A 14,555-nucleotide genomic window follows, 5' to 3' on the forward strand; every position below is an offset into this window, starting at 1 on the left:
ATGACGACGTCCTACTTCTCCGACCTGCTGGTGGAGTTCCTGAACCAGCAGGGCATCGACAAGGTCGCCTTCAACCCCGGCGCGTCCTTCCGCGGTGTCCACGACTCCCTGGTCCACGCCTCCGAAGCGCCCGACATCGTGATGGCGTGCCACGAGGAGATCGCGGTGGCCCTGGCGCACGGCTACCACAAGGCGAGCGGCCGGCACATGGCCGTGTTCGTACACGCCAACGTGGGTCTGCTGCACGCCTCGATGGCCATCTTCAACGCCTGGTGCGATCGCGTCCCGCTGTTCGTGCTCGGCGGCAACGGGCCCGTGGACGCGGGCAAGCGGCGGCCGTGGATCGACTGGATCCACACTTCGCAGAACATCGAGTCCGTCGTCAAGGACTATGTGAAGTGGTGCGACCAGCCCATCGGGCAGCGGGCCACCGTCGAGTCGCTCTACCGCGCCTTCAAGCTGATGAACACCCCTTTGCAGGCACCCGTGTTCGTGGCGCTCGACTTCGACGTCCAGGAACAGGAGCTGGCGGACGGCGTACGACTCCTGCCCGCGGCCGCCACCGAGCCGACCCGGCTGCCCGCGCTCGGCGGCGGCGAGCTGGACCACCTCGTGGGTCGCCTGCGTGAGGCTCGACTGCCGGTGTTGATCGTGGACTTCTCCGGCCGTGACCCGGAGACGGTCGCGCCGCTGATCGCGCTCGCCGACGCGCTCGGTCTCGCCGTGGTGGACCGGGGCAACCGGATGAACTTCCCCAACACGCACCAGCTCAACGTCAGCAACACCGGCCTCCTCGACGCGGCCGACCTGGTGATCGCGCTGGAGGTGCAGGATCTGGTGGGCGCGCTCGGCTCCTTCCTGCCCCTGACCGACGAGGGGCTGCCGGCCAACGGCGCCGAGGTCGTCACCCTGGGCTTCAACGAGCTGCTCACCAGCAAGTGGGCCGCCGACTACCAGCAGTTCGTCCCCGTGAGCCTCGCCGTGGCGGCCGACACCGGCCAGTCGGTGGCCGCGCTGCGCGAGGTGGCCGAGGACCCCGAAGGGCCGTTCGCGACGGCCGAGTTCACCGAGCGCCGGGAGGAGCGGGTCAAGGCCCTCTCCGCCCTGCACACCGAGGCACGGGCCGAGTGGGCGCGCCAGGGGGACGAGGCACGGGGCCGGGAGCACATCCAGGTGTCCACGGCCGTCCAGGAGATCCACCGCGCGGTGCGGGACGAGGAGTGGGTGCTCACCAACACCGGCAGCCTCACCATCGACGGCTGGGTGAAGAAACTCTGGCCTCTGGAGCGCCCCGGCAGCTATCTGGGCCTGAACGGCGGCGGCGGACTCGGCTACGGCCTGGGCGCCTCGGTCGGGGCGGCGCTCGCCCACCAGGGCGACGGCACGCTCTGCGTCGACCTCCAGGCCGACGGCGACTTCCTCTACACCCCGAGCGCGCTGTGGACGCTGGCCGCGTACGACGTACCGCTGCTGGTGATCGTCATGAACAACCGGCTCTACCTGAACTCCACCCAGCACGCCGAGCGCATCGCGGACAACCGCGACCGGGACACCGGCCGCGCGCACATCGCCACCAGCTTCTACGACCAGCCGGTCGACTTCGTCACCCTGGCCGAGTCCTACGGCGTGCACGCCCTGCCCCGGGTGGAGCGGATCGAGGCCGTGGAGCCGGCTGTGCGGGAGGCCGTCGCGCACATCAAGGAGCACGGCAAGCCCGTCCTCGTCGAGATCCTCATGGACTGAACCTCGCGCCGCTGACCGTCCCGCCCCTTGTCCGACCTGGCCCGTACGGGCCGTGACCTCTCAGGAGGGGTCCACCATGACGGTGGTCTTCGAATGCGTCCACGCGGGCGAGCGCCACTTCGGCCTCGGCCTGCCCGAGCCCGAGGCTCCGCTGCGCCTGTACCCGCTGGGCGACGACACCCTGGCCGCCCTGGCGTCCGCCTCGGACGACACCACCGAGGCCCTGCTCGACCGGCTGACCCGCGACCGCACCCCGGTCGAGGTGGACCGCGACGAGGTTCGCCTGCTGCCGCCCCTGCTGCCCGCGCATCTGGGCGACGCCCTGGTCAGCGGCTTCATGATGACGCACAACGTGAAGGTCGACGCCGAGGTCCCCGACCAGCCCAACTGGTTCGTCAAGGGTCTCGGCGACGCTCTGAAGGTCCCCGGCGAGCCCCTCTCCGTGCCCGCCGACGCCGTCCACGTCTGCGAGGAGGCCGAGGTCGTCCTGGTCTACGTCGGAGACGGCGAGGGCGTGCCGAGGTACGCGGGCTACACCTTCGGCAACGATCTCACCGACATCGGCCGCTTCAAGCAGCACGCCGGGCACCTGTCGTACGCCAAGCTGTGCGACGCCGGGGTGGCGCCCTGGCTGCACCTCGGCGAGCCGCCGCGCTCGGTGACCGGGGAGGCGACCATCGAGCGGGACGGCGCCCCGGCGTGGAAGGGCACCTTCACCACCGGCTCGGACGCCCTGCACTACGAGCTGCCGGCCCTGATGTCCCGCCTCTTCGCGTACCGCGCCCTGCACCACCCCGGCCGGGTGCACTACGTCTACCTCGGCGCCGACCGCAGCAGCTTCCACGGCGGCTTCCGCACGGCCGACGGCGACCGGGTCACCCTGGACTTCACCAGCCACGGCGTACGGCTGTCCCACCCGCTGGCGTGGTCGTCGTGAGCCCGGTGCGCGAACTCTCGGACGGTGAAGCGGCGTTCGCGTACACCCACGCGCTCATGAGCGGCACGACACAGGTCACCACGCAGGTGACGGTGCGCGAGGACATCGCACCCGCGCTGCTGTACAGGGCTGTTGAGCAGTGGGCGGGTGAACTGCCTGTGCTCTCCCTGCGCATCGAGGAGCACGCCGGCACTCTGTGGTTCGCCCAGGGTCCCGGCGTGCTGCCCGACCAGATCCGCCACACCACGCTGACCTCGCCGGACTCCCCCGACGACGTGCTGCGACGCGAGCTGAACGAGGTCCTGGAGACCGGCGGTCCCTTGTGGCGCTTGCACGCCGTGCGCGATCTACGGACCGGGGTGACCCACCTGTACTTCACCCGCAACCATGCGATCTCCGACGGTCATTCGACGGGCGCGGTCATCCGGGCCCTCCTGGACGCCCTGTTCCCCTCATCGTCGGAGGAGCCCAGCCCGTACGACGTTCGGAGGCTGCCGCCGGACGCGGACGGCCTCACCTACCGGGCGCCGACGGGACGAGGCTTGGACCAACCCCCGTCGGAACGCCTGCCGTTCACGGAGACTCGCCCCTGGCGGGAGCGCGGCGCGGACTTCGTACCCTGCACGCTCACCCGAGCGGAGAGCCTGGCTCTCAAAGCGTGGTGCAAGCAACAGGGCGTGACCGTCAACCAGTTCTTCGCCGCCGCGCTCGCCGAGTCCTACGCGGAGGTCACCGGCCGTACCGAGGTCGGGATGTTCACCGCGGTGTCACTGCGGCAGCGGTACGCGGGCCTCCCCGACGTGGGTTGCTTCATCAACGTCCTGCGGGTGCCCATGCGACCGGGTAGTAGTCAACTGACCGACCTGGCACGGGAGTACGCGACCGCGTTGACCGCGGCCGACGCGGCGTGGCGGCCCCCCGTCCGCTCGCACGCGGCGATCCGGCGCGCGGTCGAGGAGACGGCGGCCGCCGGGTCGGCGCCGGGGATCTGCCTCACGAACGTGGGAGTGGTCGACCCGGCGCTCGGTCCGCACCTGGGCCGGGTCAGCGGTTACCGGACCATCGTCAACCGCACCGGCGCCAACTACGGCCTGGTGCTCCATCTGGGCACGCTGGACGGCACGTTCGGCCCGGCGCTCGCCTTCGGCACCCCCGCCGTGGACCGGGCACTGGCGCTGGACGTGGCCAAGGGGCTGCACGACCGGGCGGTACGGCCGGCCCGCGTCCCTCAGGAGGTCGCGTGACCGAGAACCAGGTCCAGCAGGCCGGGGAACCGGGCGTCGAACTCCGGCTTGCGGAGCCGGTTGAGGCGCTTCGATCCCGCGTCCCGCTGCTCCAGCAGCCCGGCCTCGCGCAGGACGGCGAAGTGGCGGCTCAGGGTGGCCTTGGTGACCGGTACGTCGAAGCTGCCGCAGGACCGCTCCCAGTCCCCGGCGCCGGCCAACTCCCGTACCAGGGTCTGGCGTACGGGGTCGGCGAGGGCGAGCAGGGCCGTCTCCAGCGCGACCTCGTCCGGGGCCGTGTGGACCGGCGGGGTGCGGTGGCTCGCCGCGTCCTGCTGCCGAGGGGTCTGTGCCGCCATGGCTGATCGCTCCGTCCCGTCTCACTCGATCCGCGCGCACCGGGCGCGTACGGATTGCAGAGTGTTCGATGATCTGCGTACACTCTGACTGTTCGTCCATCGGCGAACACTCTACCGGAGCCGGTGGCGTACCGCCCTGCTCCCGCACTCGAGCCTCCCCTACGCCCGCTTCGGCACGCATGGAAGGAAGACCCGTGCCCCAGACCTCACCGCACAAGAACCGGCCAGGACTGACCCTGTTCGCCGCATGCCTCGGCTTCGTCGTCGTCATCCTCGACGTCAGCGTCGTGAACGTCGCCACCAAGGCCCTCGGCGCCGAGTTCGGCGGCAGCCTCTCCGGCCTGGAGTGGGTGATCAACGGCTACACCCTCACCTTCGCGGCCTTCCTGCTGACCGCCGGCGCCATGGGCGACCGCTACGACCCCAAGCAGATCTTCATGTGGGGCTTCGCACTCTTCGCCGTGACCTCGCTGATCTGCGGCGCCGCCCCGACACTGGTCGCCCTGATCGCCGCCCGGGTCCTTCAGGGCGTGGGCGCGGCGATGATCGTGCCGTCGTCGCTGTCCATCGTGAACACCAACTTTCCCGACCCTCATGAGCGCACCCGCGCGGTGAGCCTCTGGGCGGCGGCGGGCGGCCTCGCGCTGGCCCTCGGCCCGGTGGTCGGCGGCCTGCTGGTGGACGCGCTCGGCTGGCGCTCGATCTTCTTCGTCAACGTCCCGATCGCCGCGCTCGGCATCGTCCTCGTCCGGGCCTACGCCCGCCCGGCGCCCGCCCGTGACGTCTCCGTGGCCCGCTCGCTGGACCTCCCGGGCCAGCTCCTGGCCGTCGTCGGCCTGGGCGCGCTGACCGGCGCGATCGTGGAGGCCAACGCGCAGGGCTGGACCTCGGCCACCGTGCTGACCTGCCTGGTCGTCTTCGTGCTCGCGCTGGCCGGCTTCTTCGCCGCCGAGCGCCGTACCCACGACCCGATGCTGCCGCTGCACCTGTTCCGCCGGCACGCCTTCTCCGCCACCTCGCTCATCGGCGTCCTGCTCAACTTCGCCTTCTACGGCCTGATCTTCGTCTTCAGCCTGTTCTTCCAGCAGGTCTGGGACTACTCGCCGATCACCGCGGGCCTGGCGTTCCTGCCGATGACGGCCGCCATCATGATCGCCAATCTGTCCTGCGGCCCGCTGGTCAAGAAGTACGGCGCCCGGTCGGTGCTGATCACCGGCAACATCCTTGCCGCCGTCGGCTACCTGGCCACGATCCCGGTCGTCGGCTCGGACGCGTACGTGCGGATGGCGGTGCAGTTCGTGGTCGCCGGGTTCGGCATCGGGCTGGTGGTGCCGTCGATGACCAACGCCATGCTCGGCTCGGTGGACCCCGCCAACGCGGGCATCGCCTCCGGAGTCCTCAACGCCTCGCGCCAGTTGGGCGGGCTCATCGGCGTGGCCGTGATGGGGCTGCTCGTGGGGCAGGCGTCCTCCGGGCACTTCCTGACCGGGCTGCGGGCGGCGCTGATCGCGGCGGTGGTCGCGCTCACGGTCAGCGCGGGCCTGAGCACGTTCGGCCCGCGCAAGCCCCGGCCGGTGCCCGTGCCGGTCGCGGACGACCTCCAGCCGGCCGAGGCCCACTGACCCCTTGGGAGTGCCATGCCTCACCTCGTACTCGAATACTCCGGCAACGTCCGCGACGACGTCGACCCGGCGGCCGTGTTCGGCAAGCTCCACAACGCCCTTGCGGAGGCGGGAGGTTTCCGCTTCCAGGACTTCAAGAGCCGCGCGGTCCGCATGGACCGGTTCCTCATCGGTGACGGCAGCTACGAGCAGTCCTTCGTGAACCTCGACATCAGGACGTTCGCGGGCAAGTCCATCGAGGCGCGCGCGGCCATCAGCGAGGCGGCGCTGGCCGTACTCACCGAGTTCTTCCCGGCCACCCTGCGCGAGACGGCCTGCGACATCTCCGTGCAGGTGACCGAACTGGACCGCGCGAGCTTCGCCCGGATGCGGTCCGGCGACCAGACCCCTACTCAGGAGCGGAAACAGTCATGAGCGCATACGCGGACCAGCGCGTCCTTGTCGTCGGCGGCACCTCGGGGGTCGGCCTGGCCTCCGCCCGCGAGTTCGCGGCACAGGGCGCGGACACGGTCATCGTCTCCCGCAACCCCCAGCGGATCGACGAGGCGGTGACGGCCCTCTCCGGCCTCGCCGGCCCGGTCACCGGCCAGACCCTCGACATCCGCTCGGACGACGAGGTGGCCAAGTTCGCCGCCACGGCAGGCGAGTTCGACCACGTCGTGGTCACGGCGGGCGAGACCCCGATGGGCCGCGTCGACACCCTGCCGCTCGAAGAGGCGTACGCGGCGATGGACAGCAAGTTCTGGGGCGCGTACCGCATCGCCCGCGCCGTCACCATCCGCCCCACCGGCTCCCTCACCCTGGTATCCGGCTACCTCTCTCAACGCCCCGGCCGCGCGTCCGCCCTCCAGAGCGCGATCAACGCGGCGCTGGAGGCGTTGGTGCGGGGGCTGGCGCTTGAGGCTGCGCCGCTGCGGGTGAACGCGGTGTCGCCGGGGCTGCTTCGCACTCCGCTGTGGGACGGGCTCGATGCTGCGGCTCGGGACACGATGTACTCCGCGGCCGTGCAGCGGCTGCCGCTGGGGCGGGTCGGGGAGGCGTCCGATGTGGCGGAGGCGGTGCTGTTCCTGGCGGGGAACAGGTATGCGACGGGGACGACCGTGTTTGTGGATGGTGGGGGGATGATCGCCTGAGGCGGGGGCCGGGAGGGAGTTCGGCGCCGGTGGTGCGGACTGCGGCCAGCGTGGCCGCAACCCCCGGAAGGGTGGCGGCCGAGTCCCCCCGAGCGTAGGCGGCACCCTGTTCCAGCTTCCCGACGCGACGCACAGTGCGGCGGCCAACTGGGCTTGAGAGCGGCCGGAGTGCCGCCGCAGCCTGGCTAGATAGGCGCCGAACTCCCGGAGCCACTGGGTGGTGTTGCTCACTCGCGTACGCCCGGTTCGCTCGATGCCGCCAGGGTAGGCGAGAGGCCCATCAGCCCAAGGCAGCGCCCCTACTCAAGTTGCTTCGGGCCGAAGCGGTCGAACTTCAACCTGGCGAGGTCGAGCTGCGGTTAGATGACCGCGTGGCAGTAGCTGAACTGATCCTCAAGTACGTTGAGGCACTTGTATGGCCCGTAGTGACATTGGTGCTTGCCTGGGCGTGCAGGCATCACCTCAAGCGGGCCTTCGCCCGTATGACGCGGCTGGAGACCCCGGCTGGCGCTATCGACTTCGCTGAAGAAGCACGACGCACTTACGACGGGACCCGGGAGCAAACCTCGTCGTCGCCTCCAGGAGACTCCGGACGGCCGTCCAGGCTCCTGCCCTCACAGACCGGCAACGTTATTCGTCCTCACTTGCGCGCGCGCCCCCCTCAATTCGAAGCTCTCAACCAGGCGCTGGACCTGGTCGGTAGTTCTCCTGACAGTGCCGTGATGCTTGCCTGGCGGGCTGTCGAGGTCGCTTACCGCGATCTGCTCGGTGGTACACGGTCAGTGCAGGAGGCCGCACGGCAGCTTGAAGCGAGGGGCCTGCCACACTCAGTTGCTGAGACGATGGTCCGTCTTGCGCGACTGCGGGCTCGGGTCTCCCATGGTGATCACACCGTCTTCCCGGACGCGGCCTTCGACTTTGTCGCCAGCTGCGAAGTCGTGCTTGGCCATCTAGAAGTCATCGGCCGACCCAGCGTCGAACTCTCAGAGCACTGATGCGAAGCACGTCCGTTCCCTGGTCTGTCGAATGCGAGTCGAAGTAGCCACCCGTCCAAGCTTGCGAGCGAAGGCAGTCAGGGGGGAGTGGTCACCCGCTGATCTGCCCCAGGGCCTTCTAAGCGCTTGGCCGCAGGTTCGAGTCCTGCCGCGGGCGCGTCTTCTGGCCCTCCTCGCAGGGAGGGCTTTTTGCTGGTCAGGCGCGGTCTCAGTGGTCATGACGAGGCCCCGGCCTCTCCCCTGGCGATCACGGGAAGACTCCGGGGCCGTCCGGCTGTCACCGGGTTCTGGCGGGTGGCCGTGTCGAATACGTGTCGAAGTTCTCGGGGGTGCCCATCAGCCGACATCCGGCCGCTCGGGCAAATCCCAGCAGCCTCCAGCCGCCGTTTGGGATCGGGGAGATGTCCCTCGACGCACCGGGCGTAGACGGCCAGCAGCACGAACACGCTGCTGCTGGCCCGGTCGGCAGCAGTGAGGGCAGCCGCCTCCCAGCGACCTGCGGAGCCGACTACGGCACCTGGCTGCTCCCCGAAGGCGTCATCAAACTCGACACCTCCCGAAGTCGACGTGGGCCGACGGAGTCCCGTAGAGGCAGGCATCCACATCGAGGTGGACGAACTGACCGGCTTCTAGGGGAACTTGCCCCTAGCTCTGAGTTCCGCTACGAGCTGTCCAAGGAGACCGAAGGAACGTCGGCGAGTCCACGGCTGAAGAGGAACGATGACAAGCCCTCCCTCCCAGCGGGGTGAGGCTTTCCCCACTTCATCAAGGCGGTTCGCTCCGCTCCCCGCGCGCAGGCCCGACCCCCGGCCGGGCCTGCGCCCCTGTCTCCGCCCCGCTCCAGCCCGGCCGGCGCCCGTGCCGCGCTGAGAGCAGTTAGCCACCTGATGCCAGAGAAGGGGTACGTCGTGGCTGGGGCGGTCGGCTCCACGGCTTTAGGCAGCCACTTTGGCGCGAGCCTCGAAGATCATGGCCCCAACGTCGTGCTTTACCGGGCAGGTCCACAGACTGCCCGACGCGCCGAAAGCTTACGGGGCCATGATCACTCGCGCCAAGCAACTCCAGCCCAAAGCCGCTCCGCCGCCCTCACTAGACGCCCTTGCGCCGCTATACGGGCTTCACGAGAACTTCTGCTTGTACCACACCCGGAGGAAGCAGACGAACCGTAAATCCTTCCTCTTCATAGTCAATCAGGCTTTCCTTATGAGCCGGACGGAGAACGTCTCTCCTAAAGCGCGCAACATTGGGATGCTCAAGCCATTTCACGAGATCATTTTCCCGCACCGGGCCAGTCTCACTCAGAAGCAGAAGGAGCATTTTTTGCTTCCAGGTCAGCCCGAGACTTAGAACCCTCTTCCGGCTCCCCTCGGCCCACACTTGAGGAACTTCGCGCTCTACCAGGTTCTCTACCAGCGCGGACGCCTGTTCGACAGTGAGGTCATGGAAAACCCTCACCAGTTCAGCCATAAGCCACTTGCTCATGTAAAGCACTGCTGTCGCGTCCATCAGATTCGGGTCGATGTCTCCGCCGGCGTGGCCGACACCGCGATTGTTTCGAATCTCGTAAAGAGCTAAGAGCATGCGGGGGATCTGAACCTTTATCGACCGCGGCACAGAGGCAGGTCTCTGCTCAAGCTCACGACAAGCACGGACGATATCGCGAGGTTTGGATGAACGCTCCTGATAGTGACCGTCAGCGTACCCGGTGATGGCGGTATAGATTCCCTCACAGAGCTTCCCGCCATTCAACTCCGCAGGCTCCCACCGATGCTCTCGATAGTTGCTAACGATCCGGTTGAAGGCATTAACGATGTCGTCCCGCAGTCCGTCCGGTAGAGCCGCAAGGGCTTCGCCAGGTGTCACGTTGCTCAACTCGCAATCAATCCCTGGACGTAAACCAATCCTTCATGCGTGAGCTTGTACAGCTTACGCGCCTGGCGAGAATTCCCGGCCTTTCGCAGCTGGATAACTCGCGCGGGCTTCTTCTCTTGGTTGCTCTTGAGGGAGTCCGTGACATTCTTTAGAGCATGCCCGAGGTTCTTCAACTCCTTGTTCAGGTCGGCCGCCTGAAAAGAGGGGTCACCCTGAATTGCCTGGAACCAATATCCCGCCACGAGAGCCCTGTCGACATCGGTCTTGGGAGTCGCGGCGTGGAACAGCTCGGCGAAGTGCTCGAACTGGGGAGCCTCGGCAGAGATCTCCTCGTCACTAACTTCGCCCGCTACCTCTTCAGCCTCGATGGCAGCCTTGAATTCGCTTACAGCAGTTGCCCTGCCGAACACGACGCCATATCGCTCGGCAGCCCAGCGAAGCACCCTCCCCTGGGCATCCTCTTCAAGATCGTGAAGAGCGCCAGCAATCGCGGACATCGCTCCGATCTCCGGGTCGCTCACTTGTTCCCCTCCCAGCACGTGCACCCAAGGTGCGCCCATCGCCACCGCACGGACGTTGTGCGGTGATCGGAATGCTAGTAGCCCGCCCTCGATCAGGATCTAGCGAATACCGAACTGCCCAATGATCAAGTGCGTTCAACCAGCCTTGCCCACGTTCACTTACACGCGACAAAGCCTTTCAGGATGCACCTAGACATCACATGGCGCAATGGGAACATGCTTGCGATTTATCACCGTAGGGGTCAGCGCTACCGGGTTTCTCAGGAGACCCAGAGCAAGTCGATCACTTGAGCCAGCTGCCGTGGGTCGAAGGCCCACCTTCAAAAAACGAGCGCCAGCCGTGAAGGTAGCAGAGCCGACAGGTCGTGCGATCGGCGTGCCAGACCCTGCGAGGAATCACGGGAAGAGTGGAGAGAGGAGCTCTGCGTGATGCTGGGCTCCTCTCCATTCGAACGACGTTTCCCGGCAGGCACCGTTCGGGGGGCTTCAGAGGTCCTGAGGTCCGCTCACGGCCAGCAGGCAGCCTCGGCTGATCGCGACCCGGAGGACATCGCGCAGTGCACCGGCTAGCTCCCGCACCAGACTGTGGATCTCGTCCGGTTCCGCCTCCAAGTCATCGAGCGTATCCCGAACCTGTTCCAGCAGTTCAGCCGCGAAGTCGAGTTGGGCCACCTCGATGCTGTCTGCCAAGCGCGAGAGGTAGCCGCCTCGGTCATCAGTGCTCAGATAGCAGGGTTTGCCCCCCGGACCTGCCCAGGGGAGAAGTCGGAGGTCGTACGGGGCTGTCACGGGGAGGTCTGCCTCTCGTCGATCACGTGATGGGTGGTGAAGACCGCGTCGACGCGATCTGCTGGGAACGCCAGGCGCGCGGCCTCGGTGATGCGTCCGGTGGAGTCGGTGGCGATGCGGGTAACAGCGAGGACGGCCGTCGCGGCGGGGATCTTCAGAGCCGAGGCTTCGTCCGGTGTGGCTGAGCGAGCGCAGACCGCCTCCCGGATGGTGGCCGGTAGCACACCGAGGACGGCAAATCTTGCGAGCGCTTCTTGGTGCGCGGAGCCGCCGTCGAGTACTCCAGCCGGCGCCAGGTCGCGCAGCGTGTAGATGCGGGCCAATCCCTGAGGCGTCTCGCCGTCGAGAGTGAGGCAGGAGAGCTCCGCGAGAGGGCTGCCCGTCGGCACCTTCAAAAGAACCCCGAGGCTGCCGTGAGCCAGGATGGCGGCACTGCGAACGGTGATGCGTAGTGCCGGTCCAGTAGCTGTCAGCGGGTCGAGCATTCCCCAGCCACCGACGTACAGGATCTTGCGTGGTGCATGTCGGACGAAGTTGCCTTTGCCGTGGATCTTCTCGACGAGGCGTTCCCCCTGGAGCGCTGCCAGGGCATGTCGCAGCGTCACCGTGGTCACGGCGTACCGCTCAGCCAAGGCCGCCTCAGACGGCAGCCGTTCGCCGGGTTGGAGACGACCGGATGTGATCTGCCGCCGTAGATCGTCGGCGATCTCATAGTGGCAAGGAGGCATGAGTGCCGTCACCGCCTTCTCGAGGGCCGCGCGACGACGAGTCGGGTACGCGTGTGCATGGTCAGCAGCTCGCCCGACTCGAAGACCAGTTGCTTCGCCCCGTGAGGGAGCTGGAGCAGGTCGCTCACGCGGCAGGCGCGGCCGACGAGTTGGATGACGTCGCCGCGCCGCACCGTGCTGGCAGTGATTTCGACGCTCGTCACCGGTGCGCTGCCGACGATCGGGGGCCTCACCGCGTCACCCCCACGGGGGCAGGCAGATCGACGGCCCGATGGCACAGGCAGTCGCACGCTTCGTAGATCACCGGGAGATCGGTCGGTGCCGGTGCCGGCGGCGACTCCACGCAATCGGAGTGCGTGCCGATGTGGCAGGCGGTCGACCGGTACGGGCCCGGCAGACCTTCCGCGATCGGCGACTGTCGACAGGGCGGCATCAGTGGACCCCCGCAAGGGCCAACCACGCTTCGGCGGGGAGGTGAGAGGCGACAACCACAGCGCGAGGCCGCGGGCGCCTCTCCCACGCCAGCACGTAAGGACGGACTAGGGCGACTTCCTCACCCATAAGCGGGGCCAGATGAGCCGTCATTGCGGAGGACCGGCGCAGGACAACGGTCGATGCATCCGTGGGCGCCAGGGAGAAGGCTTTGGCCGACGGGTGGGAGGGCCGTAAGGGGCGGCGATGCCTGCCCTTGGTCGAGGTCCGCACCCTAGCTAGGGAAAGGGCGCGGCGGATACGGTTGAGCACGCTGCTCAGCTCCTATCGGTGATGGCTCGGTCCCCCGACATCGCCCGTCGTGGGGACCGCTTTGCGTACGACCGCCCAGAGGGTGCGGGCGTTCAAGCTGGTGGCGAGGAGGCCGAATTGGTCGGCCGCGGACACCGCGTCCAGGACCTCTTGCCATGTCTCGGCGGAGACGTCGTCCGGCATCTCCGCTTCGACCGTCGTGTGCGGGGGGTGTTCCTCCACTCGCGTGAGAAATCCGAGGGCGGCCAGCCGGGCGGCGATGGCCTGCGCGCTAACTCCCGAAGCGGGCACAGGGCAGCCTCCGTCACCGACGATCACTTTCAGTGAAGCTAGTTAACTAGATTAGGGCTAGTGGACTAGATTTTCCATATGTCTGAGCAACCGCCGTACCTCCGCATCGCCAATGAGCTGAGGCGCCGGATCGCGGAACGTGTGTGGGAGCCGGGAGACCGTCTGCCTTCCCGCGCTCAGATCGGCCAGGAGTGCGGCGTGGGCGAGAACGTGGTGCGCCGGGCGCAGGAGTTGCTAATCTCCCAGGGAGTCTTGGAGGGCCGCGCCGGCTCGGGCACGTACGTCGCCGAACCCCGGCGGCGCGTGCGGGTCGTACGGTCTTCAGCGCGGGAGCAGCCCAGCGGCTCGCCGTTCCGGGCGGACATGAAGGCGGTCGGCAGGCAGGGCGACTGGGAGAGCCGGACGGACGCCAAGGTGCCGGCCCCCGCGGAGATCGCGGCGCGGCTGGGGGTCGACGAGGGCGCGTTGTGCGTACGGACGACCTACGAGTTCCTCGCGGACGGCAGGCCCGTGCAACTGTCCACGAGCTGGGAGCCGTACGACCTCACCGTCGGCACCCTCATCGTCCTTCCCGAGGGAGGCCCCCACGCGGGCTCGGGCGTCGTGAACCGTATGGCCGCGATCGGCATCACCGTCAGCCACGCGGTGGAGCAGCCGGAGCCGAGGCAGGCGACCGCCGAGGAGGCATCGCTACTCGGCATCCAGAAGGCCGCGCTCGTCACGCACATCAGGCGGACGTACTACAGCGACCAAGGGCGGCCCGTGGAGACGGCGGACATCGTCGTGCCAGCCGCGCACTGCGAGATCGTCTACGAGATCCCGATCAATCGTTGACCGCTCCGGGCCCTTGCGACCCCAGCGACTGGGGCCTGTCCGACCGATCTTGAAACTCCAAAAGAGCGGACGCCGGCCCCGCCGCCACAGCAGCCTGGTAGCGCTCATCCACCAGGCGAGCGAACACACGGTCACGGCGATCACCCGCCTCCAAGGTGCGGCGCCACCCCGGCCCTTCACGCTCCCACTGCTCCCGCGCGATCTTCCCGCGGAAATGCCCGTCGAGTTTCACCGCGAGCTTCTCCACGGACAGATGGCCGATACGGAAGCGCTGCAACAGCTCTCCGAGAGCGAGAGACGTGACCAGATGCTGCCGATGCCTCTTCAAGGGCACTGGCTCAATGGGCGGTGACCAGGCCAGGAGCAGGTCCGGGTCACTCAGCGCGAGTGTCGCGAGCTGGAGATGGCTGTCCCTGATGGCCTGCTCATTGCTCGTGCGTGTCTGCCGGACCTGGTAGAGGAGCGAGAGGGCCACACCGGCCAACGCGATGGCCGAAAGCACGACGGACACGGCCCCGTACGCTTGGCTGATGTCACTGAGCTTCCCCCAGTCGGCGCTCGCCGGAGCCAATGCGGCCAGTACGAACGGCGTGGAAAGAATCAGGCTCAGCAGTACGAGCCCGAGCAGGCAGTACGCCAAGGCCGCCCGTACCCAGGTCATGCGCTGCGCCGTGCCGCTTTCAGTTGTCACATGTCCCCCGAAACGCGGAATGCCGATTCGCTGACCAGAATGAAGCCGGCGTTGACGCCCAGCAAGAGGCACT

16 protein-coding genes and 1 pseudogene are annotated in these 14,555 nt (G+C 67.9%); 7 read left to right on the top strand and 10 right to left on the bottom strand.

The window, feature by feature from the left end:
• From OG448_RS05695 to OG448_RS05705, 3 genes are all read left to right on the top strand, one after another.
• Complete coding sequence (locus tag OG448_RS05695) at positions 1–1,743, top strand: thiamine pyrophosphate-binding protein (protein ID WP_405551823.1); 1,743 nt, start codon at positions 1–3, stop codon at positions 1,741–1,743.
• 76 nt (positions 1,744–1,819) lie between these two features.
• Positions 1,820–2,680 carry an FAH family protein gene (locus tag OG448_RS05700; protein WP_405551824.1) on the top strand — a complete coding sequence of 287 codons (861 nt, stop codon included), beginning with the start codon at positions 1,820–1,822 and terminating at the stop codon, positions 2,678–2,680.
• 56 nt (positions 2,681–2,736) lie between these two features.
• Positions 2,737–3,924, top strand: a complete 1,188-nt coding sequence (locus OG448_RS05705) for a phthiocerol/phthiodiolone dimycocerosyl transferase family protein (RefSeq protein ID WP_405551825.1) — start codon at positions 2,737–2,739, stop codon at positions 3,922–3,924.
• Here OG448_RS05705 and OG448_RS05710 read toward each other — a convergent pair.
• Positions 3,909–4,262 carry an ArsR/SmtB family transcription factor gene (locus OG448_RS05710; RefSeq protein WP_399565063.1) on the bottom strand — a complete coding sequence of 118 codons (354 nt, stop codon included), beginning with the start codon at positions 4,260–4,262 and terminating at the stop codon, positions 3,909–3,911. The two genes, OG448_RS05705 and OG448_RS05710, sit on opposite strands and share 16 nt — an antisense overlap.
• Positions 4,263–4,456: 194 nt before the next feature.
• Here OG448_RS05710 and OG448_RS05715 point away from each other — a divergent pair, with 194 nt between their 5' ends.
• Genes OG448_RS05715 through OG448_RS05725 form a run of 3 tightly spaced genes read left to right on the top strand, consistent with a single transcriptional unit; the run spans position 4,457 to position 7,017 of the window.
• Entirely contained in the window at positions 4,457–5,884 is a 1,428-nt protein-coding gene (locus tag OG448_RS05715; protein ID WP_405551826.1) for an MFS transporter, read from the top strand.
• A gap of 15 nt (positions 5,885–5,899) precedes the next feature.
• Positions 5,900–6,298 carry a 5-carboxymethyl-2-hydroxymuconate Delta-isomerase gene (locus OG448_RS05720; protein WP_405551827.1) on the top strand — a complete coding sequence of 133 codons (399 nt, stop codon included), beginning with the start codon at positions 5,900–5,902 and terminating at the stop codon, positions 6,296–6,298.
• Positions 6,295–7,017, top strand: a complete 723-nt coding sequence (locus OG448_RS05725; protein ID WP_405551828.1) for an SDR family oxidoreductase — start codon at positions 6,295–6,297, stop codon at positions 7,015–7,017. Before OG448_RS05720 ends, OG448_RS05725 begins: the two co-directional genes overlap by 4 nt.
• 150 nt (positions 7,018–7,167) lie before the next feature.
• On the opposite strand, the pseudogene OG448_RS05730 reads toward OG448_RS05725, so the two are convergent.
• The 8 genes and pseudogenes from OG448_RS05730 to OG448_RS05765 all read right to left on the bottom strand — a co-directional run.
• A pseudogene (locus OG448_RS05730) lies at positions 7,168–7,248 on the bottom strand (hypothetical protein); the annotation flags it as partial.
• 596 nt (positions 7,249–7,844) lie between these two features.
• Complete coding sequence (locus tag OG448_RS05735) at positions 7,845–7,967, bottom strand: hypothetical protein (protein ID WP_405551829.1); 123 nt, start codon at positions 7,965–7,967, stop codon at positions 7,845–7,847.
• A 1,152-nt stretch (positions 7,968–9,119) separates the two neighbouring features.
• Positions 9,120–9,884, bottom strand: coding sequence for a hypothetical protein (locus OG448_RS05740; RefSeq protein ID WP_405551830.1), 765 nt, complete (start codon positions 9,882–9,884; stop codon positions 9,120–9,122).
• Positions 9,881–10,405: a hypothetical protein gene (locus tag OG448_RS05745; protein ID WP_405551831.1), complete on the bottom strand. Its 525-nt coding sequence runs from the start codon at positions 10,403–10,405 to the stop codon at positions 9,881–9,883. Before OG448_RS05745 ends, OG448_RS05740 begins: the two co-directional genes overlap by 4 nt.
• Positions 10,406–10,891: 486 nt before the next feature.
• On the bottom strand, positions 10,892–11,194 hold the full coding sequence (locus tag OG448_RS05750; protein WP_405551832.1) for a hypothetical protein: 303 nt from the start codon (positions 11,192–11,194) through the stop codon (positions 10,892–10,894).
• Positions 11,191–11,922: a GntR family transcriptional regulator gene (locus tag OG448_RS05755; RefSeq protein WP_405558701.1), complete on the bottom strand. Its 732-nt coding sequence runs from the start codon at positions 11,920–11,922 to the stop codon at positions 11,191–11,193. The genes OG448_RS05750 and OG448_RS05755 overlap by 4 nt, the downstream gene beginning before the upstream one ends.
• Positions 11,923–11,930: 8 nt before the next feature.
• Entirely contained in the window at positions 11,931–12,125 is a 195-nt protein-coding gene (locus OG448_RS05760; protein WP_405551833.1) for a hypothetical protein, read from the bottom strand.
• 553 nt (positions 12,126–12,678) lie between these two features.
• On the bottom strand, positions 12,679–12,957 hold the full coding sequence (locus OG448_RS05765) for a hypothetical protein (protein WP_405551834.1): 279 nt from the start codon (positions 12,955–12,957) through the stop codon (positions 12,679–12,681).
• A 78-nt stretch (positions 12,958–13,035) separates the two neighbouring features.
• Here OG448_RS05765 and OG448_RS05770 point away from each other — a divergent pair, with 78 nt between their 5' ends.
• Positions 13,036–13,791, top strand: a complete 756-nt coding sequence (locus OG448_RS05770) for a GntR family transcriptional regulator (protein ID WP_405551835.1) — start codon at positions 13,036–13,038, stop codon at positions 13,789–13,791.
• On the opposite strand, the gene OG448_RS05775 is transcribed toward OG448_RS05770, so the two are convergent.
• Positions 13,781–14,452: a DUF6082 family protein gene (locus OG448_RS05775; RefSeq protein ID WP_405551836.1), complete on the bottom strand. Its 672-nt coding sequence runs from the start codon at positions 14,450–14,452 to the stop codon at positions 13,781–13,783. The genes OG448_RS05770 and OG448_RS05775 overlap by 11 nt on opposite strands.
• Between the last annotated feature and the right edge of the window lie 103 nt (positions 14,453–14,555).

This window comes from Streptomyces sp. NBC_01171 (genome assembly GCF_045039805.1).
In the GTDB taxonomy this organism is placed as follows: Bacteria; Actinomycetota; Actinomycetes; order Streptomycetales; family Streptomycetaceae; genus Streptomyces.

Excerpts from the sequence above, each read along its gene's own strand:
- OG448_RS05695 (WP_405551823.1), top strand. The coding sequence starts at position 1 with ATGACGACGTCCTACTTCTCCGACCTGCTGGTGGAGTTCCTGAACCAG.
- OG448_RS05700 (WP_405551824.1), top strand. The coding sequence starts at position 1,820 with ATGACGGTGGTCTTCGAATGCGTCCACGCGGGCGAGCGCCACTTCGGC.
- OG448_RS05705 (WP_405551825.1), top strand. The coding sequence starts at position 2,737 with ATGAGCGGCACGACACAGGTCACCACGCAGGTGACGGTGCGCGAGGAC.
- OG448_RS05710 (WP_399565063.1), bottom strand. The coding sequence starts at position 4,262 with ATGGCGGCACAGACCCCTCGGCAGCAGGACGCGGCGAGCCACCGCACC.
- OG448_RS05720 (WP_405551827.1), top strand. The coding sequence starts at position 5,900 with ATGCCTCACCTCGTACTCGAATACTCCGGCAACGTCCGCGACGACGTC.
- OG448_RS05725 (WP_405551828.1), top strand. The coding sequence starts at position 6,295 with ATGAGCGCATACGCGGACCAGCGCGTCCTTGTCGTCGGCGGCACCTCG.
- OG448_RS05735 (WP_405551829.1), bottom strand. The coding sequence starts at position 7,967 with ATGGCCAAGCACGACTTCGCAGCTGGCGACAAAGTCGAAGGCCGCGTC.
- OG448_RS05755 (WP_405558701.1), bottom strand. The coding sequence starts at position 11,922 with ATGCCTCCTTGCCACTATGAGATCGCCGACGATCTACGGCGGCAGATC.
- OG448_RS05770 (WP_405551835.1), top strand. The coding sequence starts at position 13,036 with ATGTCTGAGCAACCGCCGTACCTCCGCATCGCCAATGAGCTGAGGCGC.
- OG448_RS05775 (WP_405551836.1), bottom strand. The coding sequence starts at position 14,452 with ATGACCTGGGTACGGGCGGCCTTGGCGTACTGCCTGCTCGGGCTCGTA.